This window comes from Agromyces selenitireducens (genome assembly GCF_052748465.2).
This window is the reverse complement of sequence record NZ_CM188259.1, coordinates 3,790,771-3,816,874: the sequence shown is the minus strand read 5'-3', so window position 1 is coordinate 3,816,874 and position 26,104 is coordinate 3,790,771. Positions and strand designations below refer to the sequence as shown.

The window sequence follows — 26,104 nt, the reverse complement described above, 5'->3', positions numbered from 1 at the left end:
CGTCGTAGAATCGGACCAAGGGCGGGTTCGGATTCGGCTCAGGGTGGTGAGCTCCGATGGTGTCGACGACGGGACGGACGGTCGCGGTGATCGGCGCAACTGGCCGTCAGGGTGGTCAGGTCGTCAGGCACCTTCTCGCAGAAGGATGGCGTGTCCGCGCTCTCAGCCGCACGCCCGCCGGCAAGAAGGCCGCGAAGCTCGAAGGGCTGGGCGCCGATGTCGTATACGGCGACCTTGAGGATCCGGCATCGCTCGACTCGGCATTCGCCGACGTTTCGGGCGTCTACATGATGCAGCCGCCCGGTGCTGCCTCGATACAGGACGAGTCGCGCCAGGGCATGAACGCCGCGCGGGCCGCGGCCCGGGCTAGGGTCGCCCACGTCGTCTACGGATCGGCGGGCCCCGGGGACTCCGAGACCGGGGTCCGGCAGTGGGACGCCAAGCTCCAAGTGGCCCGCGGCATGAACGACCTTGGCCTGCCGCTGACGGTCCTGCGCCCGATGGCGTTCATGGAGCTCATGGTCGATCCGAGCTTCTACCCACAGAGCTCCACCTGGTACACCATGCCGAAGCTCGCCGGCGTGGACCGTCGAATCCCCTGGCTCAGCGTCCACGATCTCGGCGCCATAGCAGCCAGGGCGTTCGCCGAGCCGGAGCGGTTCATCGGCAATGACCTCCGGCTCGCCGCAGATGTGAAGTCCCTGGCGGAGTGCCGGCGGATCTTCCGCGCTGTCAGGGGCAAGAACCCGCCGCGGTTTCCAATGCCGTTGTTCCTCTTCCGGCGGTTCGTCGACGACGACATCCTCACCATGTGGCGGTGGCTTTCTGAGAACCCCGTCGATGCCGACACCGGTCCGACCTACGACATACTGCCGAGCGCGAAAGACCTGCGCGCATTCCTTCAGGTCGCAACCTGACGCCTGGCCGATCGACTCGGTGCTCGAGTCTGCGTGCGTGCTGCACGGGGGTGACAGTTTGACCTGGTCGAGGCCCCGTGACATCCGGAAAACATGAGTCGGCCTGACTTCCGTTCCGTCCCCTGATTCAGGATGAGGATTTCCGTGTCGTGTTCATCTCCGGCGCGGATAGGCGCCGGCCGCAGAGTTGACTGCGATCCGCTCGCCTGAAACACACTGACCGTGAGTTCGCCGTGACGCGAACGAAACAAATCGAATTCACCAGCGTCGATGTTTCGACAGAACTCAGCTGATCAGGCACTATTCACGAGGAGCCGATGACGGGAATCGAACCCGCTGTCTCACCTCGGGACGAGAGATCGAGGCGATCGTCGAGGGCTGGGCGCTCGGCCAGGCCGTCGGCGGCGGGCTCGCCGACGTGCTCACCGGCATAATGAACCCGTCGGGTCGGCTCGCCGAGACCATCCCGCTGGCGCTCTCGGACACCCCGTCGTACCTCAACTTCCCCGGCGAGAACGAGACCGTCAGATACGGCGAGGGCGTCTTCGTCGGCTACCGGTACCACGCGACTGCCGAGCGGTCCGTGCGGTACCCGTTCGGCCACGGCCTGAGCTACACGACGTTCGCGCACGAGTCCTTCGAGGTCGAACCGACCGGGCCCGACACCGCCCTGGCACGGGTCACCGTGCGCAACACCGGCGCGTTGGCCGGCGCCGAGGTCGTGCAGCTGTACGTCGCACCCGCGCCGTCGGCCGTGCGCCGGCCGGTTCGCGAGCTGGCGGGCTTCGCCAAGGTGCACTTGGCTTCGGGCGAGACCTCCGTCGTCGGGATCGCACTCGAGCGCCGCGCCTTCGCGTTCTGGGACGTCACGGGCGACCGCTGGTGGGTCGAGCCCGGCACGTACGCGGTCGAACTCGGCCGGTCGTCCGCCGAGATCATCGAGCGCCGTGAGCTCGTGCTCGAGGGCGACGTCGACCGGCCCAAACCGCTCAGCCTCGAATCGACGGTCAAGGAGTGGTTCGGCCACCCCGTCGTCGGGCCCGCGCTCATGCAGGGCATGATGGCGAACGCAACGCCCGAGCAGCAGGCTGCCGCTGAGGCGAACGCCGACATGCTCAAGATGGTCGACTCCATGCCGATGGGGCAGTTCGCGCGGTTCCCCGGCGTGGAGATCCCCGACGACGCCCTCGACCGGTTCATCGCGATGAGCCTCGCGGCGGCGCAGTAACGGGCACGACCCTGACGGGGATGCCGCCGACCCTCGTGCTCGACGCCGGCATCAAGCGCGCCGTTCGCGGCATCGAGCGCGCGTAGCCCGGCCGCTCGCCGGCGTCCCGGCCGAACAGCCGGCCGCGACATCCGTCGCCCCACCATTCGAAGGAGATCGCATGATCGACGTCCGCGGAGCGCGCACGCGCGTACTGCTCACTGGCGCCACCGGCAACTGGGGACGCGCCGCGCTGCGCGAATTCGCACAGCGCGCCGACCGCATGAGCGTGGTCGCGTTCGCAATGCCGACTGAACGCGACCGCGAGGCGCTCGCCGAGTTTGACGGCATGAAGAACCTCGAGGTCGCGTGGGGCGACCTGACCGATCCGGTCGCGGTCGCGGCCGCCGTGCGCGACGTCGACATCGTGCTGCACGTCGGCGCCGTCGTCTCACCGCTCGCCGACGTACGGCCGGAGCTCGCGCACCGCGTGAACGTCGGCAGCATGCGCAACATCATCGACGCAGTCAAGGCGCTGCCCGACCCGGGCGCGGTCGCCGTCGTGGGCGTCGGCACCGTCGCGCAGACGGGGAACCGCAACCCACCGCATCACTGGGGCCGGGTGGGCGACCCGATCCGGGTGTCGCACTTCGAGGAGTACGGCCAGAGCAAGGTGATCGCCGAGCGCCTGCTGGTCGATTCGGGACTGCCGAAGTGGGCGCAGCTGCGTCAGACGGGAATTCTCCACTCGGGCATGCTCGAGATCCGCGACCCGATCATGACCCACTCGCCGTTCGGCGGCGTCATGGAGTGGGTGAGCGCCGAGGACTCCGCGCGACTGCTCGCGAACCTGTGCGAGCGGGATGTGCCCGACGAGTTGTGGGGCGGCATCTACGACATCGGCGGCGGCGACGGATGGCGCCTCACCAACTGGCAGTTGCAGACCGCGATCGGGGGTGCGATGGGCGTCCGTGACATCCGCCGCTGGTACGACCGGAACTGGTTCGCGACTCGGAACTTCCACGGCCAGTGGTACGCGGACAGCGACCGGCTCGAGGAGCTCGTGCCCTACCGGCAGGACGCGTTCGACGCGGCACTCGGCCGCGCCATCGACGCGGCGCCTCCATCGGTGCGTTCGGCGGGCCGCGTGCCACCGTCGATCGTGAAGCACCTGGTGATAAAGCCCCTCGCGAAGAAGCGCCGCGGCACGATGCATGCCATCGCCCGTGGCGACGAAGCCGAGATCGCGGCGCACTTCGGCTCGCTCGAGGAGTGGCGCGCGATCGGCGACTGGTCGACGTTCGAGGTGCCGGAGCCGTCGCGCGAACCGCGCCTTCTGGATCACGGCTACGACGAGTCGAAGCCCCCGACCGAGTGGTCGGCGCTCGACTACCTCGAGGCCGCGGCCCACCGCGGCGGCCGTCTCACCTCGACCGACGTCGTCCGCGGCGACATCGCCACACCGCTCGAGTGGGAATGCGCCGACGGCCACCGGTTCATCGCGAGCCCCCGGCTCGTACTCACCGCAGGCCACTGGTGCCCGGTGTGCGTGACGGATGTCCCCAGGTGCGCGCGCCAGGCGGAGACGAACGCGTTCCTGAGGCAGGTGGTCGATGCCTAGGCCCGGGATACCGGAGCTGCGGCTGAGGGCAGACATTGCTACGGCGGTCACCGCTGGAAATGCAGGTGCCGCATTCTGTGGGCGCCGTGGGCGAGGTCCAGAACGCTCTCGGGTGAGCTTGACAGTTCGAACCGGCTGGCGTTCGACGGCGCCCGCTGGCAGTGGGGTGCGCTCACGAAAACAAGTTGAATCATTAACCGTGAGCAAACCGTGACTCGATCAAAACAAATCGAATCGACATTCGTCGATGTCGTGATGAAAACCTATCTGATCAGGCACTATTCACGAAGAGCCGATGACGGGAATCGAACCCGCGCTGTCTGCTTGGGAAGCGGAAGTTCCTAAGTGCCGATTCACAGTCCTTCACCCGGGCTCACGAGCCGCGGAATCACTCGGAACATGAACCCGAGTGAGCCAGGGTGAACTCGTCAAAACCGTGAGTTCACCGTGAGCAACGGCCTCGCCGCATGAATGTTACGCCTCGGGTTCCTTGAGAGTGGCCAGCGTGCGGTGAATCCGCGCGTTGAGCTGCGCGGCCTCCAATCGCCGTCGTTTGCGGCGTCCACTCAGCCGACCGCGAGATCCTCGAGCTCACGCCGCCGGTGCTCCTCGAGCGCCCTCAGGGGCAACGTCCGCTGCAGCTGTTCACGAAGCCGCTTCAGCATGAGTTCTCATCGTTCGACCGGTTTCCGGACGGGTTCGATGACCGATCCGCCCGGGTCGCGCCCAGCGCAGTAACGGGTGGAGCTCCTCCCGCGACTCCGCCCTAGGATCACGTTCGGGAACGATTGCGGGATTCGTCGGCTTGGGGGGGCTTGCCGATTGACAAGCAGGTCGATCTGTAGGCGGCCGGCAGGATCCAGGTCGCGGGCACGATGTACGGAGACGCGAGGCGAGTGCGCCGTGGCTATTCACTACACGGGCGTCGCCGAGCTGCTACCGGCCAATCGCGTAGATTCCACGCGCCACCGTCCAGCAATCAGTGGGAATCCGGATGCTCGACGCGGAACTGGACATCACAACGACACGCTGTTTCGAGTGCCGCCCGCGTCGTAGGTCGTTCCATCCTTGCGCGTGCGGGCTTCTAGGCCGCCAGCCGGCAGTCACATTGAGCTACTGCGCACCGTGGTGCCATCCTGACCCTCAATGTCGAAGATCTCGGGGTGGTCGGCCAGCGTGACTCTGGTCCGTCGGATGTGGGTCTCGATGAGCTGCTTCGCGTCCTCCACGTTGTTTCGAGCGATCGCGTCGGCCAGCAGCCGGTGCTCGGCGTCGAGGATCCAACGCGAGCCCTGATGGTCGACCAACCGCGTGTAGGCACTCCGGTAGTACTGAGTGGCGTTCCACATGCGCTCGACCATCGAATGCAGGTATCCCATCTGCGCGGCTCGATAGCTCTCGAGGTGGAATTCCCTGTCGAAGCGGAAGTACTCGCCGATGTCGCGAGTATGGTCGAGTTCGTCCGCCAGCCTGAGGATCAAGTCGAGGTCTTCCTGGGTGAGGCGCTGCATACTGTCCTCGATCAACATCGGTTCCACCCGCTCCCTGATGCGGTAGATCTCGATGCACTCGTCCATGCTGAGCCGCGTCACCCACGCCCCTTGATTCGACCGGAGCGTCACCAGTCCGTCCGACTGCAGGATGCGGAGCGCCTCACGCACAGGCAGCCGACTCGCGCCGAATCGCGTGGCGAGTTCCTCCTGCATGATCCTGGACCCAGGCAGGAACTCCCCTTCGAGGATGGCGGTCTTCAGCTGGTCGGCAACACGTCGGCTGGCAACGGCCGACGACGCTGACGGAGTCCGGCTCCCGCCGAGAATCGTGGTCACGCGCCGGTCCCTTCTTCGACTCTCCACAGTAGCCGTCCGTTCTCGCACTACGGCCCGATTCCGGTAGGCAGTCGAGTTCTGCGAGAGCTTCGAGGGGCTCCCTGTGCGTCTGAACGGAGGGGGGCGACAATCGCCCCCCTCAGTCGCTAGCCGACTCAGCGTCCGCGATTATGCGCGTCGTAGAAGTCGATGATCATCGGATACACCTCGTCAGGCACCTCGAGCGTCGGGCTGTGCCCGACGTTTTCCATCACGATGAGCTCGGAGTTCGGAATCCCATCGGCGACCTCCTTCGCCCACTCCGGTGGCCGCGCGGTGTCCTCCACGCCGGAGAAGATGAGCGCCGGGCACGTGATGCTGGGCAGGAGGGGCACCGCGTTCTCGCGGAGGATCACACCCAACATGGCGGGGTACAGGCTGCGGGGAACGACATTAATGCGCTCCCGCCAGAGTGCAACCGCGGCCTTGCGCTTCGGGTCCGCGGTGTTGCGGCTGGTGGGCCCGAACATGACCTCCATCGTCTCCTCGAGAGAGTCGTTGATGAATCCCTGCTCGCCGGCCTTGCCGATCCAGTTCAGGAACTGCTCGCGCTGTGCGTCGGGCTCGCTGCGCGCCGACGACCCGGCCATCACGAGCGAGCGGAAGAGTTCGGGCCGTCGGGCGGCGAGGCGGACGGCGACGTCCCCTCCCATCGACTGGGCGAGGAGGTTCACATCGGTCAGCCCCAGCTGCTCGATGAGGGCGAACATGTCGTCGGCGTCCTGGTCCATCGTGATCTTGTCGTCCGGGCCATGATCCGACCGTCCCTGACCACGGAAATCGGGGCGGATCACGCGGTATTTGCCGGCCGCGTAGTCGAGGAATCCGTCGAACATGCGCGAGTCGAGGAAGAGCGAGTGCAGGCAGAGAACCACGGGTAGGTCCTTCTCGCCTGTGTCGGCCACGTACAGCTTGATGCCGTTGACCGTCAGAAGACTCTCGGCCATGAATGCGCTCCTTTGCGGGTTTGGCGACGGCGTCCTCGCCGCCTTGGGATCGAGTGTAGGGCACCGTGTGGATCCATGGAAGGCGTTTGGGCCGGCTATTCGAGTCAAACACCTCGTTTCAGGGGCCAAATGGATCCATGTGTGTTGACGGCGCGGACGGATTGGGTCATGATGGCCTCGCAACCGACCCCGCATCCGAGTCATGGGGATCCGTATCAGGGGCGGTGACATGCAGCGACAGCACTACAAGGAGGTAGGCAGATGGTTGCGCGACGAAATCTCGCCGTTGCGGCGGCAGGCGCGGTAGCACTGATGGGACTGGCGGGCTGCTCCGGCGCGTCAGGTGGCGGCGGTGGCGGCGATGGCGACGAGGAAGCCCGCGTCCTGGGCGTCGTCCAGTTCAGCGCCAGCGACGTCTTCTCGAACGCAGCTCTCGAGGGCGGCGCCGAGTACGCGCGGCAGCAGGGCTGGGAGGTTCAAACCGTCGACGCCAAGGGAAGTGTCGACGAGATGAACGCCGCGATGACGAATCTCGTGACTACGGGCGCCGACGCGCTCCTGGTCAGCGTCTTCCCCACCGAGGCGCTCGCTGCCGGCGTGGCGTCGGCGATCGAAGCGGGAGTTCCGGTGGCGAACTGGGGTGGAGGAACCGGCGACGGCGTTCAGTTCGCCGGCGACGTCTGGCTCGATGAGTCGAGCGCGAAGATGGTCGAGGACATGGGCGGCGAGGGTGAGGTGCTCACCCTCGGTTACCGTCCGGGCCTTCCGTGCCAGGGTCGCGAAGCGGGCCTCGACGAGCTGCTCGAGGGTACGGACATCACGCAGACCAAGCAGCAGATCACCATCCCCGGACAGGTGGAGTCGGCACAGGCCGCGACAGCGGCTTGGGCGGCGGCTCACCCGGCCGGGGGCGACACGCCGCTGGCGGTCTGGTCATGTTTCGATGACCCCGCCACGGGTGCCGTGGCCGCGCTTCGTGATCTCGGTCGCACCGATGTCCTGACCTACGGGATCAATGGAACAGAAGCGGCAGTGCGCCTGGTCGAGGGCGGAGAGCTGACGGCGACGACCTGGTACAACTCCCCCCAACAGGGTGAGGGGCTCGCGGAGCTCCTCATCGAGTACCTCGACGACCCGGATTCGGTCGAGGTCCCGCAGACCATCGGCACCGAGGTCGTGCTCGTCACCTCCGAGACCGTCGAGGAGTTCCTCGCGGGCGACCCGACGCTCTACTGAGGAGAACCATGCTGAACCTGGAGAGGGCTTGGGAAGTGCCGACCGACGCTGAAACACCGGAACCGATCGTCGAAGTATCGGGCTTGGTCAAGACGTATGGCGCGATCCAAGCCCTCAAAGGGGTCGACCTGGCCTTCCGGGCCGGCCAGATCCACGGACTCGTGGGAGCGAACGGTGCGGGGAAGTCCACACTCGTGCGTATTTTGGCCGGGCTGGAGTCTCCGGATGACGGTGCGGTGGTGGTGCGCGGGACCCCCGTCACCGTCCACAGCCCAGCCGCAGCGGCACGCCTGGGGTTCGCCTTCATCCACCAAGAACTGAACCTCGTCCGCAGCTTCACGGCCGCACAGAACATCTTGCTCGGGAACAACCGAGGAGACGGCAAGGTGATCGGAAACTTCCGCCGCGTCCCCCCGCGGGTCACCGCCGTCGCGGAACGTGTCGGCATCTCCTTTCCGCTGGACAAGCTCGTCGCCGAACTGACCGTGCACGAGCAGTGGCTAGTCACGATCGCGCGTGCGCTGATCAACGACAGTGAACTCATCGTCATGGACGAGCCCACGGGATCTCTGGATGCGGAGGAATCAGACCGACTCCTGAAGGTCTGCACGGATCTCGCAGCGCAGGGCGTGGCCGTCGTCTTCATCAGCCATCGCCTCGATGAAGTGATGGCGATCTGCGACGAGGTGACCGTCTTCCGCGATGGCGCAGTCACGGCGGCCTTGAGCAAGACGGAGATCACCCGCGACCGGCTGATCCAAGGCATCGTCGGGCACGCGCTCCCACCTGCTTCGACGGAGAACGCCAAGGACCTGAGAAACACGCGCGTCGCCCTCGAGGTGAGCGGCATTCGCCGTGGGCGCAGCGTGAACGGTGCGACGCTTCGGCTGCACGAAGGCGAGCTGCTCGGCATCGCCGGCCTCGTCGGGGCCGGCCGTACCGAACTCGCCCGGATCATCTTCGGAGCCGATGCGCCCGATACGGGAACCATGCGCATCTACGGCGCGCCGTACTCTCCGCAGGGCGTGCGCGACGCGATGCGGGCAGGTGTCGCCTATGTTCCCGAGGAGCGGCGCTCGGAGGCGCTGTTTCTCCAGCTGCCCGTCACGAGCAATCTCCACGCCGCCAATTGGGGGCGGCGAACGTCGAAGCTCAACCCGTTCGTCTCCCAACGCCGAGCCGATCGTGACGCATTGACGCAATGTCAGGACTTGGGTGTCGTCATGCGTGCAGGGGGAACCCGCCAGCCGATCTCTGCGCTCAGCGGCGGCAACCAACAGAAGGTTGTCATCGGCCGCTGGCTGGAAACGGGCCCGAAGGTCCTCGTGCTCGACGAGCCCACCCGCGGCGTGGACATCGGAGCAAGGTCCGACATCTACCGGCGCATCCGGGAGATCGCGGAGCGGGGCATGTCCGTCATCGTGATCTCGTCGGAATTTGAGGAACTTCTCGAATGCGATCGGGTTGCGGTTATGTCGCGGGGCCGAGTCGTCGGAGAACTCACGGGAGACGACATCACCGTGCCCAACATGCTGGGCCATTGCTATGCGTGAGCCGAAAGGAAATGAAGTGACCATCACGACCACGGACGTTGAGTCCCCGACAAGCGAGACCGGGCCCGCAATCGCCAGGAACCATCGGGTCCTTTCCTTCTTCGCCCGGTACGGGACCCTGTTGGTACTGGCCGGCATGATCATCGCGTTCGGCCTCGCCAGCCCGAATGCCTTTCTCACGGAGCGCAATCTCGTCAACGTGCTCAACCAGAGCGCATTGCTCGCGATCGTTGCCGGAGGCCTGACCTTGGTGCTGGTGGCTGGCCAGTTCGACCTCAGCTTCGGCAACGTCTTGGGGCTCACGGGCATTCTCGCCGTCGGCCTCATGGAGCGCTCCGGCCTTCCGATCCCCGTGGCGATCGGTCTCGCCCTCGTCGCAGCTGCGGTGGTTGGGCTCGCGAACGGCCTTCTGGTGTCCGGGCTGCGAGTCAACCCAATCGTCGCGACACTGGCGACGTCCACGATCGTCCTCGGAATCAACTTCTGGTATTCGAACGGCGCCCCCATCAATCTCTCCGGAGGCTCGTTCACCGCGATCGCGCGCGGCAACATCTTCGGCGTCCCGATGCCGATCATCATCGAGCTCGTCTTCCTGGCGATCCTGTGGGTCGTCCTGAACCGGACTGTCTTCGGGCACCACGCGCAAGCGGTCGGTGCGAACCCCGTCGCTGCTCGACTGGCCGGTGTCAACGTGGCACGAGTCACGCTCATCGCTTTCGTCATCGGCGCGGTCGCCGCAGGCATCGCCGGCATCGTCCTGTCCGCGCGCATTGGCAGCGCTCAGGTCACCGCCGGCGATAGCTTCCTGCTCGGCGCATTCGCGGCCTGTTTCCTGGGTGCGTCCGTGCTGCGCGACGGGGAGTTCCACATCCTCGGAACGTTCATCGGGGTTCTCATCGTGACCGTGGCCACGAACGGCTTCGCGATCCTCGGCGCACCCTCGTACGCCCAGTACATCGTCCAGGGCGTCATCCTCGCCGGCGCGGTCGCCCTCAGCACCACGAGCCGACGAATCCTCGGACAAGTGAAGCGCTAAACAGTAATTCATGCGGCCCCACGGCCGTCAACATAAGGGAGGAAACAACAATGTCTGCGACTGACGCGTTCTCTGAGGGTTGGTGGGAAGAGTTTGTCATCGAACTCAACCGCGACGATGAATGGTCTGCCTCGGCCCGATGGTTCGATGCTCGTATCCAGTTCTCCGTTGGGGAGGAATCGACCGCCCTCGAGGTTCGTCACGGGAAGGCTATTGCCGCCTTTCCCGGGGTCCCGGCGCGGGGCGCCGATATCGTCCTCGAAGCCCCTCGCAGCCAATGGGAGGACATCATCGAAGGCCGATCCGACTGGTTCGAAGCGACCTCGCCCGGCCTCGGTGAGCTTGAGATCCACGGCGATGTCGTCGCGGCCATGCGTAATGCCAAGCTCATGTGGCTGACGTTGAGAGCGATGAAACAAACTGGACGGAACGTGCCCCCAGCGCCCGAGCCATCACCAGAGCCCCAGCCATCCGGGCAGCCGACAATCGGCCGCTACATCACAGTCAATGGAGTACGGACATACTACGAGGAGGCTGGTGAAGGGCTCCCAATCGTCTGCCTCCACGCCGCCTCGCAGGACACACTGATGTACCGCCACGTGCTCGACGGGCTCTCGGACGAATACCGGGTCATCGCCATCGACGCGCCAGGACACGCCAAATCGCTGCTTCCCTCGGAAGGCGCCTTCACCGACATCACCCAGCATGCGGAGTTCAACGAAGCGTTCATGGAAGCGCTCGGCCTCGAACGGCCAGCGGTGATCGGTTGCTCATTCGCCGGCAACCAAGTTCTCGAGCTCGCCGCGCGACGCCCGGGCGCATACTCAGCGATCGTCTCCAGCGAAGGCGCCGACTACACGCCGACCGTGTCCGACTTCTTCCTCGACATGATGCGAACCGACGGCCACCAGATCGTCGACGCATGGTCTCAGTCGCTCACTGGCAACCGAACGCCTTCTGATCGGCGCCGAGAAGTGGTGTGGCAGATTCAACGCAACCCCGCCGAGGTCATGGTCGCGGACCTCATCGGCTACGGTCACTTCGACGAGCGCGACCAGATGAGCAGGGTCACCGACCCGGTTCTGCTCCTGCGAGGAGACGCGGACTGGCTGGTGTCTCAGGAGCAGGTGGAAGCCACGCAGTCGCGGATCACAGGCAGCCGAATCGCCGTCCTGGAGGGCACAGGCCACTACCCGATGATCGAGAATCCGCACGAGTACAACGAGACCGTCAGGGACTTCCTGCACTCCGTGGGGTACCGATGACCGTTTCGCATGGCGTTCGGCTCGCAAAAAAGCTCGCGGACCTCTCCCGCAACCCGAACGTCGATCAGGTCGCGTTCCTGGTCCCAGACCTACGTGCAGGAATTGAGCAGTGGAATGCCCTGCTCGGCGAACGGGAATGGCGCGTCTACCAGTACGCCCCGAGCACGCTTCCGCGGTTGGGTTTCCGCGGCGGACCGGGCCAGTTCGTCATGCGACTGGCGCTGTCCGGGTCGGGTCCCCAGATCGAACTCATCGAGCCGGTAGCCGGTCCGAGCTTGTATCACGAGTGGATTAAGCGCCGAGGGTACGGGCCGCACCACGTCGGGCGCTTTGTGGACGACATCGAGACTGCAATGGAGGCCCTCCGACGAGAGGGAGCGGAGCCGGTGCAGTGGGGGACAGGATACGGCCTCGACGGTGACGGCGGGTTCGCCTACTACGAGCTCACACCAGACGGCGACACCATCGTCGAGCTAATTCAGCCGCCACGACGTCGCCGCCCGTCCGACCCGCTCTGACCGGCCTGACCGGGTAACCAAGAGGGATCCCTGTGCCGATCTCCAACGAACAAGCCGAGCGCGGCTTCAAGCGTGGCGAGACAACCTGAGCGGGCTGCTGGATGCGCTAGCCGTTTCATCATCTGAAAACTAGTCCACTCCAGCTCGAAGGAGGACGATAATGAGCACCACGACGGCCACAACCATCCGACGGAACGGTGTGCGCCGCGCGACATCGTTGAGCGGGGCTCAGGCCGTCGCCCAGGTCATCGCGTACCAGCACGACCCGGTCGTCTACGGCATGCCCGGCGGCCACACGATGCAGATCTTTGACGCCCTGTATCCCATGCAGGACCGCGTGAGCACCCGCCTGGTAAGGCAGGAGTCCGTCGCGACAGTGATGGCTGAGGCTCGCGGACGGCTTACTGGCAGGCCGGCGTTCGTGATAGGGCAAGGCGCGTGGGTGCTCGGCAACGCCGGCGTCGGGATCATGGAGGCGCATCTCGGCTCGTCCCCAGTGGTGCTGCTCATCGACGCCACGGACGGCGGCGCATTCGCGCACCATGGCCCCTATCAAGCCGGCTTCGGCGGACACGGGGCCTACGACCTGGCCGCCGCTGTCCGCGCGATCACCAAGCAGACATTCACGGCTCTGGACGCCACGCAGGCACTGCAGATGACCCAGCTTGCCGTCAAGCACGCGACGACCGGCGAACCGGGCCCGGTGGCGGTGGTCTTCCACAGTGAGGCCCTGCTTGGTCGCATCCAGCCCGGGCAGCCGCCCGCCTACCTCGGGTGGAGCGACGCCGCGACCCAGCCGGCCCATGCCGCCGAGGGCACGCTGGACGCCGCCGCCGGCCTCATCCGCGGCGCGAAGCGACCCATCGTGGTCGCCGGCAACGGCGTGCGGCTGGCGAAGGCCGAGGCTGCGCTCGCCTACCTGGCGCAGGCCACCGGAACGCCGGTCGCCACCACACCGGCGGGCAAGGGCGTCTTTCCAGAGAGCGATTCCCTCGCCGTCGGCGTCATCGGGTCCTTCGGACATGACACCGCCAACGCGGTCGTCGGCGAGTCCGACCTCATCGTCGCCGTCGGGACGAAGCTCGGCGCCTCAGACACGGCAGGCGCCGATTCCCGCCTCATCGACCTGCAGCGGCAGCGCCTCGTGCACATCGACTTGGATCCGCTGAACGTCTCGTGGACGTGGCCGAACGACGTGGCGGTGGTCGGCGACGCCCAACACGCCCTCACGGGACTGGCCGAGCGCCTTCGAGGCCACGACGCCGGCGGAGTCGACCGGGTCGCCGCCGCCCGCGCGCAGATCGGCTACTTCGACCGACTGCCGCAGATGACCAGCGGGGAGCTGAGCGGCCGGGACGTCATCACGACGCTGTCCGATCGGCTCGCCCCGGATGCCGTGGTCACCTGCGACGCCGGCGAGAACCGACTCTTCGTGCTCCGGGACTTCAAGACAAAGCCGGGCGGTACGGTGCTGCAGCCCAACGGCGGCGGTGGCATGGGGTACGCGGTGCCATCGGCCATGGCGGCGGCCGAGACGTTCCCGCGGCGCCAGGCTGTCGCCGTGTGTGGCGATGGCGGTTTCTCGATGAGCCTCACCGCGCTGCTGTCCGCGGTCGAGCTCGACCTGGATATCACGGTGGTCGTGCTGGACAACCGTGTGCTGGGCTGGGTTTACAGCGGCCAGCGCGGCCGGACGATCGCATCCGAGCTGCACGATTTTGACTACGCCGGGATCGCGCGCGCAATGGGAGCGACAGGGGTCACCGTCGACTCGCTCGAGGAGTTCAACAGCGCGCTCGACCGCGCTCTATCCCATCGCGGCCCATCCGTGATCGTGGCCCACACCACAACGGCCGACAAGTACCAAGACCTCATGTCGGCGCTCAACACAGGCGACGTGTACGCCGTCGTCGGCGACGACTGAGGAGCGCGAGCGCGCCGATTTGGGGGGCGGACCACGTCATCGCCATGCGGGAAGAAGAAGGTTCCGATCGAGGAGAGCGGCCTCGGCGGCAAGCTCGGCGACCACGCGCCGGTCGGTGCGGTGATCACGTTCTGGCTCGGCGCGTTCCGGTTCGACCTGTGGAGAATGGGGCCGCCGCCTGACCCGACATCGACAACTACGATGCGTCCGGCTCAGATCCCCTGCCATTTGGGCTTGTTGTTTCATGCGTGGCGGTAGTAGTCGGCGTGTTGGAGCTGAGACGCAGCGTCCTCGTCGACCACCACGGTCGCATGCGGGTGCAGCTGGATGGTCGAACCCGGGCATGTGACGGCACTCCGCCGGTTCACGAACGCCGTGGCACTCCTGATCGTGACCGAGGACCGATTCTTCGGACTCCCGATCGCCCTCGCAGTAGGCGGGCCGGCGGCGCCCATGTGGTCGAACGGCGGCGCAGCGGGCCGCAAGGCGCTGCGGGACCTCATCGTCAGGCAACTCGCCGGAGTCGCGTATCCGCGCATCGACGACGCCTTGGTCGGCTGAGACAAGCTGGCACTCAGTGCTCGCTGGAGGATCCCTCAATGAGGATGTCGAGTGACGGTGCCGGGTGAGGGTCAGCCTCGCCCCACTCGCTCGGTGAACGCCTCGGCGCTCAACTCCGGAGGCAGCGCCAGCAGGAAGTGCTCGCCTTCGAACGGTTGGCCAACGGCCACCGCAGTAAGCACCTCGCCCCCGGCTTTGATCACCAAGCGAGCGTCGCCCCCAGCCTGTGCGGCTTCGGTCGTGGCGGACTCGAGGACTCCTGCACCCTCGCTCGTGAGCGTGACGTCCACAGCGTTGCCCGCCTGATCAGTCGCCACCGCAACGGACTCGACTCCAGCCCGCGAGAAACCTGCGCTGGGAACCCGCACGTACTCGCCGTTCACGTCGACGCACTCCGGCGCGGAACCTGCAGCACAGGTCTCCGACACCACAAGCTCGAGAGTCCCGCCCGTCGCGCCAGGATCTGCCGCTCCGGCACCGCTCGCGCAGCCGCTGAGAAGGAGCAGCGCTACTCCGAGACCGCTGACCTTGGCGGGAAGGGAACTCACGGACGACGCCTCCTCATTGAGCACCGGGTGCGAGCGCATGCGCGCGAACCCAACACGCTACCGGTCGGAGGGTCCCGACGGCGGCACGAGAGCGATCCCGCAGCGATTGTCACTTAGCGTGAGCAGGTTGGTCATTATCACTGGGACGCGTGATTACCCTGATCGGGTGGGATTCCGCCGGCGTGAGGAAGAGAGTAGCTCGCTCTTTGGCGTTGTCCTCGGTGCTCTTGGCGCTCTCGCGATCGGCGTGGGGATGTGGTGGCTCGCGGCCTACATCTACGCATCCGTCGATGGCGACGTCCCTGTCCCCCTCAGTGAAGAAGGCCGCCTTGCCGGCGCACCGACTCTGGTCCTCGTCGCATTGTTCGGGCTCGGGGGACTCGTCGGGGTCGGTGGGTTCGGCTTCATCGCGTGGCTCCTGATCTTCACAGCATGGGAGGGAAGGCGTGGACGCGCATAGCACGCCGGCGTCTCGCAGACGGTGCCCTCGCGATCACACGACCTGTCCATGTTCGATAGCCGGTCGGCGACATAAGAGGAACAGGGCGACATCAAAAACATTCAAGGCGACCAACAACAGATTGTTGAGCAGGGAAGCCTGACCTCCGGAGAAGGTTAGCGACATACCTACCGTTATCAGGACCAGTACCCCGAACAGCCATCCTGCTAGGACGTTCGAGTTGAGCCCATCCCTCCTTTTCATCACGTACTCAAATACGAAGCGGAAAAGGACAAAGAAGGGGATGTACAAGATCGTCGTTTGCAGGACGTATGCGTAACCCAATATGAACGGGTTAGGAAACATCGTGTCAAAGCCCATCGTCAGCTTGACGATGACCAACCAAACGGCCGCATAGACGAAACAATTCAGGAGAAGGAGCCAACCGAAGAACCATTTGGGGGTCATCCGATCACACCTGCTCGGTTGGCGATATTTCCACTGAAGTAGCCCCAAAGCATGGGACCTCCGGCGTAGTAGGCCCAGCCCGGGACCCCGCTCGGAGCTTCGTCATAGTACCCGTTCACCGTCAGATACATGTTTGGCGAGATGCGGTCCTTGATGAACTGCGCGTAGGGCTCCTGCGACGAAATCTCTGGGATGACCTCCGACTGGGAACTTCGTGGGCGCATCCGCCATCGAAGCCACGCGCTGTTGGTGTCATCCATTCCGACATCATGATCGATTCAGCCGTCCACGGCGAAAGGGACCGCTGACCCCGACCGGTGCCGCCGAGGAGCAGCCTGGATGGTGCACGGTGTTCAGACCCGCCGAACGCAGCGAAGGGCTGACTCGCTGATAAACGGGATGGGCACTCGTGAATGGCACTCAGTGAGGGATCTCCGGCGCATCGCCCGCGAGGCTCCGCGATAGTGTGCGCCGCCGTTGGGTCAGCGCACGGTGCGTCTCGGCTCGACGAGTCCTCGCCGGCTTCGACGATCCCGCTCCGCCGCGCGGCCGAACTCCCGCGCCGAGGGCAGCCAGAGCAGCACCGCGCCAGCCAGTGCAGCCACGGCGCCGGCGACGAAGGTCGCGGCAGCATCGAAAACGCCGATCATCGTCAGGATGGCGAAACCCGTTGCGACGAATGCAAACCAGCGACGTCCCCGAAGGGCGAAGAGGCCGCACAGCAGCGGCACCAGTATCAGCGCGACCGAGAACACCGCGAACAAGACGATCGTCAGGATCACCGTGGTGGGTGGATACCCGGCATACCAAGACGGGTGGAACAGCGGCACGGCGTGGATGAGGAGGACGCCCGCTGACGTGAAGAGCGCCAGGGCGCCTGTCATCACGCTCATCGGCACTTGACCGAACAGAAGCTTCGTCGCCACGGCCCATTCCTCTCGCCCGAGCCAATCGCCGGTGTCTCGATTGTGGACTACACGGCCGACCCAGCGTTTCCGCTCGTTTGTCGCCTGTCGCGCTGAGGGATCCCGCGGAGAGGCAGTAGGGCGTGAATCCCTGTGTGCTTGAGCGATCAACGACGGCGGTGCCGGGCTTGTACTCTTCGTGAGTGCTCTTTGGCGTGTTGTTCGTGCTTACGTTCCCCTTCGCGGCCGGGGTGCTGATTTTCCTGATCGTCTGGACGATCAGGAAGGCGCGTCAGGGTGGGCTTTCGGCGATCATCACGACGATCGGGATCTGGATTGCTGCCGGCCTGCTCACCGGACTCGCCGGCACCGCGTGGTACCTGTCGAACTGGCGGTCAACGGTATCCGCCTCCCCACAGCAATTGACCGGTCGCTGGTCGAGCGAATCGTCGGACGGCAGGGCCACGATCGAACTAAGACGGGATGGGTCCGCTGTCGTCGAAGGTGTTCCGTCGGATGCGGCGTGGAACTTCGACTGGATGGATGAGACCCCCGACCTTCCGGCCGTATTCGACGGCCGCGGAACGTGGGAGGGCGAGCCGTTCAGCTACGTAGAGCTCAGCTGTGCTGACGGACGTGCCCTCCGCCTGCTCTGGCACGCGGTCGAAAGCCCGACCGGCACGATGTACCTGCAGTTCATCGCAGGCGACCCCGATGCTCCGAAGTACTTCGGCGAGTTCAGCAAGGCCGACGACCAGGATGCGTCGGACATGCGGGCGACGACGAAGCCGGCGTGCTGAGGCGATTCAGTTTCAGGTCGTTGAGGGACCGGCTACCGGGCGCTTGTGCACGGTGACCGGAGATGCCGGGGGTGAGATGATGGGCTCCGCGCCATCAGCGGGCCTATCACCATGCTGAAGTTGCACGTGGCCGCGGAAACCGAGAGGCTCGCCATTTCCGACGGACCCATGACTGGGTTCTACGTAGTCGATGATCGAGGGCACTCAATCAGTGAGCTCATCTTGTGGATCGAAGATGGCCTCGCCTCGAGTCTCGAGTACGCGTGGTACACCGCACAGCCTCTGACGGCGCTTCCTGAGCGAGATCGCGTTGTCATCGAGCCGCGGGACCGATAGACGATCGGCAGTGATCAGTCAGTTGCCGCGATGCGAGCGTTGCGCTTCTCGATGAGATGGCGCAGGTAGGGGCCGACCACCAGGTCGGCCATCGTGCCGAGCGGTCCGAGTGGCGCTTCGAACTTCGCGCGATCGATCATGAGCGTGCCGGATCCGTCCGGTCGGAACTCGTGCTCGTGCCGGAAGGAGCGAAACGGCCCGCGCACCTGCTCGTCGACGAAGTACTCCGGTTCCGTCATCGCGGTGATGCGGCTGGTCATTCTGATCGGCAGTCCGAAATGCCACGCCCGCCAAGTGACCTCTTCGCCCTCGCTGATCAGACCGGCGGTGACGCCAGCGATCGCGCGCTCGCGCGAAGCGGACATGGACGCCATGTGCAGGTCGATGCTCCGCGAGCGGTCAAATGTCTCCTGCACGCCGGCCGGCACGTGCGTCCGGCACTCGAACTCGACAGTCACAGCGATCAGTGTGCCACCGCGCAACTGGCCCAGGGTCCACGCACGGAGGGATCGGGAGTGTGGACCTAGTTGCGCGCGAGCGCGTCACCTGGTCGGTCAACCCCAGTGCTGTGGCCGTGATGACGACGGTGTTGTCATCACCGCTGAGGCGAGGGTCCGCTCGAATTTGTGACTATTAAGTGACTACGAGAGCGATTCTGCAATCGAGAGTCGCGGTTGCGTTGTAGTCGAAATCCCTGATCAGCCCCGTGAACCTATCGAGACGCATCCGTGTGGACTGTTTTCGTGCGATATGTGGGATTGCGCGCCTGCTGCCGGAGCATGGAAAGTGGGCCTGATCAGGCGATTTTGCGAAGAGCCGATGACGGGAATCGAACCCGCGCTGTCTGCTTGGGAAGCAGAAGTTCCTAAGTGCCGGTTCATAGTGGCTCACTCGGGCTCACGAGCCGAGGAATCACGCGGAATGTGAAACGCAGTGAGCTCCGGTGAACTCGGCAAACCGTGAGTTAACCGTGAGCACGCATTGGGTCGACGCCTTTGTTCCACGTGACACCCGGGAGCTAATCCCAGGCCGCGAATGGTGTCTGGGTCTCAAATCGCATTGAGAACGGCGAGGCTGAGCACACCGAAGACGACGATGAACACGATGTCGGGAACCCGAAGACGGATCCGGATTAGCGGCACGAGCAGGGCGAGGCCGATGCTGGCCAGCACGGTGACCGGCGCCGGCACCTCGGCTTCGGCGGCGATCCGTACATTGGAGTGCAGCATCGCGACCGAGGTCGAGGCGAGGAGACCGCAGATCACCGGCATGATGTACGTCGATACGTTCCGGATGAGCAGCGAGTTCCGGGCCCGGTCGTATCCGGCGAGCACGGCCACGGCGATTGCACTGCAGGATCCGACGGCGACGAGGAAGGCCGCGCCGGCAACCGGCAGACCCATCTCGCCGCCGAGCACGAACCCGATGCCAGCCGCGATCTTCACCAGGATGGGCCCGGGCAGCGCGTTGGCCACAGGCACCACCTGCCCGTAGAACACGCTGGACTCCAGGTTCCCACCCGCGACGAAGAACCCGTCCGCGACGCCGACATACGCCTCGCCGCCACCGAACGACGTCACTGTCGACGCAAGAACCAAGCCAAGGAACCGCAGCGTGTCGCCGACCGGCGGGACCAGCACGGCCACGGCCACCCCGACGGCCGTCATCCCGGCGAGCATGGCGACGGAGCGGATGGCCCGCCGCACCTGGCCAGGACGCTGGTCATGCGAGTCGGACTCAGCGACCCGATGGCGGCGCAAGTACTGCCACAGCGACAGCAGCGAGATCGCCACCAGCGCGACCAGAACGAGACCCAGCGCGGACAGCTCCGGCACGAAGACGCGTTCCTCCAGGGCCAGCATCTCGTGGCCGAGCTCGATGGTCTTTCCCGCCCCGCTCGCCAGGAACGCGACGACCGTGATCACGATCGGCACCGCACGCGCCCGGTGCCCCGGAGCGAGCACCTTCATCACGTAGTGCGCGAGCAGGTACAGGATGAACGCGGTCACCCCGAGCGAGGCGAACTCGACCGAGCGGATGGCGCCCGGCCCGAGCTGCGCGAACAACGCCAGCAGCGCCACCGTCGCGACCGTGCCGGGCAGCGCCACGACGAGCGCGCTCGCCGCGGAGAGTCGGGATCCACCGAGCCGCGCCCCCGAGAGTGCAGCCAGCTTGACCGGCAACGCCCCCGGGGTGATGTTCGCGATCACGGTGTCCTGGACGAACTCGCCCTCGCAGAGCCGGCCGTGGCGGACCAGCTCCTTCTCCATGACGGGGATGAGCGCGCTGCCGCCACCGAATCCGATCACGCCGACCTTCAGCATCGCCGCGAGGTGACGCAGCCAGCCGCCCACAACGTGATCGGTTCCGCTCCGGTTCGTCATACCGAGACCGCCAATTCCACCGGGCAGCCCGTCATCGATCTGGCGCCAGCGCGACGCCACCTGGGGTCAGCGGGAGCGTGGTCCGGTCGCTTGGTCGCCGTCATGGCTTCGCCGTGCTCACGGTGCGGAACCCGGCGTTGCCCATCGAGGAGTCTGGAGAGTTCTGCGACCGGGCGGAGTTGCGGTACCGGTTGCAGTAGGAGATGTGGCAGAGGTAGCTGCCGCCACGCAGCACCCGGGCGTTGCCTTGCGAGGGTCCCTGGGGATTCGCTGCTGGCGAGTGGCGGTAGGAGTTCGGGTCGAACCAATCGGAGCACCACTCCCAGACGTTGCCGACGGCCTGCCACAGTCCGTACCCGTTCGGCTGGAAGGAGCGGACCGGAGCGGTGGTGAGGAATCCGTCGTCCATGGTGTTGCGTCGCGGGAACTCGCCCTGCCAGATATTCGCCCGCCACCCGCCGGCGTCGACCTCGTCGTCGCCCCAGGGGTACCTCGTCCGGTCGAGCCCGCCGCGGGCGGCGTACTCCCACTCCGCCTCGGTCGGCAGTCGGCGCCCGGCCCATTCGCAGTACGCCTGGGCGTCGTTCCAACTGACATGGACCACGGGATGGTCGTCGAGCCCCTCGATCGTTGACTCCCGGCCGCCTGGATAGGCCCAGTCGGCGCCGCGCACTCCGAGCCACCACGGCGTTCCCCCGGCGCGCCCGATGACGTCCCCGTTCGGGGCTTGCAGGGCAAGGTGGAACACCGCCGAGAACCCGAACCTCTCGGCTTCGGTCCGGTAGCCCGTCTCGGCGATGAAGCGTGCGAACGCGGCGTTCGTGACCGGCGTGACGTCGATCTCGAACGCCTCGAGCGAGACTTCGTGCAGCGGCACCTCGCCGTCTGCGGCATTCCTGTCGCCGGACGAGTCGCCCATGACGAACGTCCCCGCGGGAATACGGGCCTGCTCGACGGCGTGCCCGGGCCCCTCGACGACCGAAGCGACGCGCGGCGCGGCCGACGACGACCCGATGGAGAGGAACTCGCGTCGACCCGGCGTCCCGCAGGTGCAGCCGGAGCCGCACCCTCCGGTCCGAGTTTCATCCATCATGTCCTCCAGAATCCGTACCGACGCGCCTCAGTCGGCACGATGCGTCGCGAACCCGGGGATGGGCCCGTGCGGAACCCATCCCCGGGTTTGCTCATCGCCGGTGTCAGCCGAGCGATGCGATGATCTCCTCCACGTCGCGCTGCAGGAGGGCGTCGTCGGTGGCGTCGGCGAACCGCTCGAGCGCGGCCACGGCCTGCTCAACGCGGTCCGCGGCGAGGTTCCGCTCGGTCTGGTTGAGGAACGCAATGAGCTGCGCGGCCTCAGCCGTGTCGATCGCCCCGCCCGCAGCCAGCCGCTCGACATTCGCCCGCAGGTCGACCGTCGTGGCCTCCACGGTGAACGCAACGGTGGTGCTCGTCTCGAGACCGGCCGTGTCCGTGACAGTCACTTCCAGCGCGTGCTCGCCGAGTTCGAGCTCCCAGAGGGCGAGGCTGCCCGGCTCGACCGGCTCCCCGTCCAGCGTCGCCGAGGTGCCCGCAACGCCGGACGTCACGTCCTGCGCCTCGACGGCCCACTCGAGCGTCTCGGAGCTGCCGAGGATCGCGCCATTTTCGATGCCGGTCACCTCGACCTCGGGGGTCACGGTGTCGATCTGCACCGTGACGCTCCCCTCGGCCAGGTTCCCGTCGGCGTCCGCCGACCGATAGTGGACCTCATGCGTGCCGTCTTCGGTCAGCTCAATCGGCTCGATCTCGCCCGTGTCGCTGTCGAGGACGGGCGTCCAGTTCTCGCCGTCGAGGGAGTACTCGACGGATGCGAGGGTCCGGTCGTCCTCGGCGGACACCTGAACCGTCACTGGCCCGGTGTACCAGCCGTTCTCACCGGTGGGCTCCGCCGGCGCGACCTCGTGCGATACCGTCGGCGCCACCAGGTCGGCGGCCACGCCGATCCCGTGGAAGTCGATCGCGTCGATGTTGAAGGCGTTGTTCGCGGCCGTGAACGTGAAGTACAGCGTGTGCGTCCCACCGGGGTCGGTCACTGGTGCCGGCTCGGTGTCGACGTACGTGTCGTTGCTCCCAGTCGGGGTCACCTGCGTTGTCGCGACGACGGGGCCGTCCGGTGCGTCGAGGCGGACCTCGATCGTGCCGGTGCCCTGTGCGGCGAGACGGTAACTGATGCCGTCGATCTCGTGCAGGTTCATCCGCTCGAACGCGATCCAGTCACCCGTTGCGATGCCAGCGACTCGGTACGCGCCCTCGGCGAACGCGTCGCTGCGGCTCTCGGAAGTGCCCTGCTGGAAGCTGTAGTGCTCCGCTTGGCGGTGCTTCGGCTGCAGGATCACGTCGGTCGTTCCGGTGAGCGGGGACACGCCGTTGGCGCCCTGGTCGGTGTACGTCGCCGTCAAGGCGTAGAACATGTTGGCGTCGTCGCCGTGACCACCGGCCGCGGTGGTGAACGTGCCCTCGCAGCCGAGCAGCTCCTCGAGCGGGTGCGCGTGGGCGTCGTGACCGATCGCCGGCTGGACGACCACGCTCTCGCAGTCGATCTCCTCGTCCTCCGCGTCTTCGACCGTCACCCGGTACCGGACGGTCTCGCCGGCGTCGATGAAGCCGCCGTCGACCGGCCAGTCGAGCGTGACGGTCGGGGCGGTGTTGCCCACGACCAGGTCGATGCTCGCGACACCGCTGCGCCCGGTGTCATCCGTCACCGTCAGTGTCGCCGCATAGTCGCCGATCTCGTCGTAGACGTGCGTCGGGTTCGGTTCAGCGGATGTCGCACCGTCACCGAAGTCCCACGAGTAGGTCAGCGCCTGGCCCTCGTCGGGATCGGACGACCCCTCGCTCGAGAACTCCACGGTCAGCGGCGCGGAGCCGCTGTTGGGCGTCGCCGTCGCACGAGCCACCGGCGAACGCTCCCCGGGGACGGCGTGCTCGATGCGGTAGATCCCGTCATCCGGGTTGTTCCGACCGAACCCTCGTCCCCATTCCGCCAGGTACATGGCGCCGTCGGGACCGAAGACCATGTCCATGGGCGCGTTGAACGTCGTGTCGGGGAGGAACTTCTCGATGTGGGTGGGCGCCAGGTCCGTCTCGGCGAGCGTCATGCTCGCGATGAAGTGCTTGCCCCATTCGTAGAAGAACGCCTGGCCGTCGTAGTACTCGGGGAACTTGATGTCGGAGTCCAAGTCGGCGTCGTACTGGTACACGGGGCCGGCCATCGGCGCCCCGCCCGTACCGAGCTCCGGCCAGTCGGGGTCGGGCGTCGTCGCGCTGTAGGCGATGTCCGGGGCGATCACCGGGGGCAGCTGCGTGAGCCCGGTGTTGTTCGGCGAGTCGTTGACCGGAGCCGAGCAGTCGAACGTCTCGCCCGATGTGCCGGTCGCGAAGTCGAAGTCGACGTACGGGAGGTTGGGGCCGTGGCAGTAGGGCCAGCCGTAGTTGCCCGGCTCGCGCACGACCTGCCACTCCACGTACCCCTGAGGGCCGCGAAGCGGGTTGTCCGAGCGGGCATCAGGGCCATAGTCCGCGAGCAGGATGTCGCCGGTCTCGGGGTGGATCGCCATCCGGAACGGGTTGCGGAAGCCCATACCGTAGATCTCCGGGCGGGTGCCCTCGACACCGGGGGCGAAGAGGTTGCCGTCCGGGACCGTGTAGCCGCCCTCGGCGGTGTCGGTCGGCGTGATCCGCAGGACCTTGCCGCGCAGGTCGTTTGTGTTGCCTGAGCTGCGCTGAGCGTCGAACTCGGCCCGGCCCGACCGCTCGTCGATCGGCGTGTAGCCGTCGGACTCGTACGGCTGGGTGTCGTCACCCGTCGAGAGGTAGAGGTTGCCGTCGGGGCCGAACTCGATCGAGCCGCCCACATGCGACGGGCGGGGCGGGTAGGTGGTCGGCAGCTCCAGGAGCACGATCTCGCTCTCCACATCGAGCGTGTCGCCTTCGACGTGGAAGCGCGAGAGCAGTTTCGACTGCGTCTCGATGGACGAGTAATAGAGGTAGACCCAGCCGTTGGTGGCGAAGTCCGGGTCGAGCGCGACGCCCTGGAGGCCGCTCTCGCCGCGGGTGTCGACGTTGACGGCACCGGCGGTGACGGTGGTGCCGGTGTCCGGCTTCCAGATGCGCAGGCCGCCGGTGCGCTCGATGAAGAAGACGCGGCCGTCGTCGGCGACGGTGAGCTGCATGGGCTGCGTCACCTCCGATACGAGCGAGACCTTCTGGAAGTTGCTCGCCGGTGGTGCTTCGCCGTGATCCGCCCCGTCATGGGCGGATGCCGCGGTGGTGGTGCCTCCGACAGCGAGCGCGGCTCCGGTGAGCAGCGCTGCGAGTCGAACGGCGGGAGTGCGGAAACGCATGGTCATCCCCTCGTTTGGGCCCGCATGGCGCGGGCCCGGCGATCATCGGAGTCGGCGCATCGGCGCCGCGTCCGTGCAGATCGGGACGCGATGTCCCGGATCGGCCGGCGCGCCGCGAACGGCATGCCGGATAGCCGGATGGCGCGGCGGCGCGCATGGCGGGCCGCGCCATCCGGGTGACGTCAGTCGAGGTCGGAGTTCAGTAGTTGAAGCAGCTGAGGAAGTCGAAGCTCTCCTCCGCGTACTCCTGGATGGAGTCGGCCCCGTTGTCGCGCTCGATGACGTAGTACTTCACCTTGCCCTGCGCCGCGTCGAGGACCGACGCCCAGTCGACCGCGCCTTCGCCGACGATCGTCTGGTTCTGCCAGTTGAACGGCTCGTCGCTGTCCTTGATGTGGAGCAACTCGATGCGGTCCCCGTACTGCTCGAGGAGGTCGGCGACGTCGATGCCGGCAGCCTCGGCCCAGAACACGTCGATCTCGAACGTCACCCATCGGGGGTCGGTGTTCTCGACGAGGTACTGCCAGGCGCTCTTCATCTCGCCCGTCTGGGGGTCGGGGAACTGACGGAGGAACTCTCCGTCGTGGTTGTGCCCGAAGAGCTTGCCGGTTCCGTTCTTCACCGAGAGTTCGCCGAGGCGGTTCATCTGCTCGGCAGTTGCGAGGGTGTCTGCGAGGGTCGCCGTCCCGGGCTGGCCGAAGCCGCCCGAGCCGGTGTACCGGTGACCGATCTCCTTGGCGAAGGGCAGGTACGACTCGACGAAACTCGTCTCGTTGTAGCCAGCCTGCCCGGTGGAGGCCTTGAGACCGTACTTGTCGAGCAGTGCCTGCAACTCTTCGACGGGCATGTTGTACGACCCGACGGCCGCGGCGAGCTGGACCTCCTTGTAGCCGATCTCCGCCAGCATGGCGAGGACTGCCTCGAGGCCTTGCTGCTGGATCATCGTGCGTGCGCTGTAGAGCTGGAAGCCGATCTTGTTGACCGGGACGCTGCGGCCGGCGCAGTCGGAGGCCGGGTTGGCCAGGTCGCTGGCGGGCTCGGCCGACGCAGGCGCCGCGGTGAAGGCCGATGCGGCGAGGGCCACGCCGGCGGACAGCGCGAGGATCGCCTGCTTCCGTCGGCGGTCAGTGGTGAGACGGATCATCTGTCACTCCTTTGTTGACGGTGCCGCGATCGACGTGGTGTCGGT

Annotated in this window: 22 protein-coding genes and 1 pseudogene; 11 read left to right on the top strand and 12 right to left on the bottom strand. The window is 66.3% G+C overall.

Annotated elements, in window-relative coordinates:
• Positions 1-56 precede the first annotated feature (56 nt).
• The 3 genes from ACULK4_RS17900 to ACULK4_RS17890 all read left to right on the top strand — a co-directional run bounded on the left by ACULK4_RS17900 (position 57) and on the right by ACULK4_RS17890 (position 3,745).
• Positions 57-917 (top strand): NmrA family NAD(P)-binding protein, encoded by an 861-nt coding sequence (locus ACULK4_RS17900; protein ID WP_445963743.1) that lies wholly within the window; start codon positions 57-59, stop codon positions 915-917.
• A gap of 256 nt (positions 918-1,173) precedes the next feature.
• A complete protein-coding gene (locus tag ACULK4_RS17895) occupies positions 1,174-2,145 on the top strand; it encodes a fibronectin type III-like domain-contianing protein (protein WP_445964143.1) in 972 nt (323 codons plus the stop codon).
• Between the two features lie 160 nt (positions 2,146-2,305).
• Positions 2,306-3,745 (top strand): NAD-dependent epimerase/dehydratase family protein, encoded by a 1,440-nt coding sequence (locus ACULK4_RS17890; protein WP_445963742.1) that lies wholly within the window; start codon positions 2,306-2,308, stop codon positions 3,743-3,745.
• Positions 3,746-4,848: 1,103 nt separating this feature from the next.
• Here ACULK4_RS17890 and ACULK4_RS17885 read toward each other — a convergent pair.
• Positions 4,849-5,574: a GntR family transcriptional regulator gene (locus ACULK4_RS17885; protein ID WP_445963741.1), complete on the bottom strand. Its 726-nt coding sequence runs from the start codon at positions 5,572-5,574 to the stop codon at positions 4,849-4,851.
• Positions 5,575-5,729: 155 nt separating this feature from the next.
• Positions 5,730-6,560 (bottom strand): alpha/beta fold hydrolase, encoded by an 831-nt coding sequence (locus ACULK4_RS17880; RefSeq protein WP_445963740.1) that lies wholly within the window; start codon positions 6,558-6,560, stop codon positions 5,730-5,732.
• Between the two features lie 312 nt (positions 6,561-6,872).
• Between ACULK4_RS17880 and ACULK4_RS17875 the strand changes: the two genes are divergently transcribed.
• The 6 genes from ACULK4_RS17875 to ACULK4_RS17850 all read left to right on the top strand — a co-directional run bounded on the left by ACULK4_RS17875 (position 6,873) and on the right by ACULK4_RS17850 (position 14,092).
• Complete coding sequence (locus ACULK4_RS17875; protein WP_501043336.1) at positions 6,873-7,796, top strand: substrate-binding domain-containing protein; 924 nt, start codon at positions 6,873-6,875, stop codon at positions 7,794-7,796.
• An 8-nt stretch (positions 7,797-7,804) separates the two neighbouring features.
• On the top strand, positions 7,805-9,349 hold the full coding sequence (locus ACULK4_RS17870) for a sugar ABC transporter ATP-binding protein (RefSeq protein WP_445963738.1): 1,545 nt from the start codon (positions 7,805-7,807) through the stop codon (positions 9,347-9,349).
• Between the two features lie 16 nt (positions 9,350-9,365).
• Positions 9,366-10,385: an ABC transporter permease gene (locus tag ACULK4_RS17865; protein WP_445963737.1), complete on the top strand. Its 1,020-nt coding sequence runs from the start codon at positions 9,366-9,368 to the stop codon at positions 10,383-10,385.
• 50 nt (positions 10,386-10,435) lie between these two features.
• Entirely contained in the window at positions 10,436-11,650 is a 1,215-nt protein-coding gene (locus ACULK4_RS17860; protein ID WP_445963736.1) for an alpha/beta fold hydrolase, read from the top strand.
• Positions 11,647-12,168, top strand: a complete 522-nt coding sequence (locus ACULK4_RS17855; RefSeq protein WP_445963735.1) for a VOC family protein — start codon at positions 11,647-11,649, stop codon at positions 12,166-12,168. The genes ACULK4_RS17860 and ACULK4_RS17855 overlap by 4 nt, the downstream gene beginning before the upstream one ends.
• Positions 12,169-12,328: 160 nt before the next feature.
• Positions 12,329-14,092, top strand: coding sequence for a thiamine pyrophosphate-binding protein (locus ACULK4_RS17850; protein WP_445963734.1), 1,764 nt, complete (start codon positions 12,329-12,331; stop codon positions 14,090-14,092).
• Positions 14,093-14,334: 242 nt separating this feature from the next.
• Here the strand turns inward: ACULK4_RS17850 and ACULK4_RS17845 are convergent.
• Positions 14,335-14,433, bottom strand: a pseudogene (locus tag ACULK4_RS17845) (glucosamine-6-phosphate deaminase); the annotation flags it as partial.
• Positions 14,434-14,467: 34 nt separating this feature from the next.
• Here ACULK4_RS17845 and ACULK4_RS17840 point away from each other — a divergent pair.
• Complete coding sequence (locus tag ACULK4_RS17840; RefSeq protein WP_445963733.1) at positions 14,468-14,653, top strand: hypothetical protein; 186 nt, start codon at positions 14,468-14,470, stop codon at positions 14,651-14,653.
• 71 nt (positions 14,654-14,724) lie between these two features.
• On the opposite strand, the gene ACULK4_RS17835 is transcribed toward ACULK4_RS17840, so the two are convergent.
• The 4 genes from ACULK4_RS17835 to ACULK4_RS17820 all read right to left on the bottom strand — a co-directional run bounded on the left by ACULK4_RS17835 (position 14,725) and on the right by ACULK4_RS17820 (position 17,034).
• The gene (locus ACULK4_RS17835) at positions 14,725-15,201 is read right to left on the bottom strand and encodes a hypothetical protein (RefSeq protein WP_445963732.1); all 477 of its coding nucleotides are present in this window, start codon (positions 15,199-15,201) and stop codon (positions 14,725-14,727) included.
• A gap of 493 nt (positions 15,202-15,694) precedes the next feature.
• Positions 15,695-16,108 (bottom strand): hypothetical protein, encoded by a 414-nt coding sequence (locus tag ACULK4_RS17830; protein WP_445963731.1) that lies wholly within the window; start codon positions 16,106-16,108, stop codon positions 15,695-15,697.
• Positions 16,105-16,368, bottom strand: a complete 264-nt coding sequence (locus ACULK4_RS17825; RefSeq protein WP_445963730.1) for a hypothetical protein — start codon at positions 16,366-16,368, stop codon at positions 16,105-16,107. Before ACULK4_RS17825 ends, ACULK4_RS17830 begins: the two co-directional genes overlap by 4 nt.
• Positions 16,369-16,590: 222 nt before the next feature.
• The gene (locus ACULK4_RS17820; RefSeq protein ID WP_445963729.1) at positions 16,591-17,034 is read right to left on the bottom strand and encodes a hypothetical protein; all 444 of its coding nucleotides are present in this window, start codon (positions 17,032-17,034) and stop codon (positions 16,591-16,593) included.
• 182 nt (positions 17,035-17,216) lie between these two features.
• Here ACULK4_RS17820 and ACULK4_RS17815 point away from each other — a divergent pair, with 182 nt between their 5' ends.
• A complete protein-coding gene (locus ACULK4_RS17815; protein ID WP_445963728.1) occupies positions 17,217-17,813 on the top strand; it encodes a hypothetical protein in 597 nt (198 codons plus the stop codon).
• Positions 17,814-18,163: 350 nt separating this feature from the next.
• Here the strand turns inward: ACULK4_RS17815 and ACULK4_RS17810 are convergent, their stop codons facing one another.
• From ACULK4_RS17810 to ACULK4_RS17790, 5 genes are all read right to left on the bottom strand, one after another.
• A complete protein-coding gene (locus ACULK4_RS17810) occupies positions 18,164-18,631 on the bottom strand; it encodes an SRPBCC family protein (protein ID WP_445963727.1) in 468 nt (155 codons plus the stop codon).
• A 567-nt stretch (positions 18,632-19,198) separates the two neighbouring features.
• Complete coding sequence (locus ACULK4_RS17805; RefSeq protein WP_445963726.1) at positions 19,199-20,593, bottom strand: chromate transporter; 1,395 nt, start codon at positions 20,591-20,593, stop codon at positions 19,199-19,201.
• Positions 20,594-20,633: 40 nt separating this feature from the next.
• Positions 20,634-21,626, bottom strand: a complete 993-nt coding sequence (locus ACULK4_RS17800) for a formylglycine-generating enzyme family protein (RefSeq protein ID WP_445963725.1) — start codon at positions 21,624-21,626, stop codon at positions 20,634-20,636.
• 103 nt (positions 21,627-21,729) lie between these two features.
• Entirely contained in the window at positions 21,730-24,915 is a 3,186-nt protein-coding gene (locus tag ACULK4_RS17795) for a PQQ-dependent sugar dehydrogenase (RefSeq protein ID WP_445963724.1), read from the bottom strand.
• 199 nt (positions 24,916-25,114) lie between these two features.
• Positions 25,115-26,059: a sugar phosphate isomerase/epimerase family protein gene (locus ACULK4_RS17790; protein WP_445963723.1), complete on the bottom strand. Its 945-nt coding sequence runs from the start codon at positions 26,057-26,059 to the stop codon at positions 25,115-25,117.
• Between the last annotated feature and the right edge of the window lie 45 nt (positions 26,060-26,104).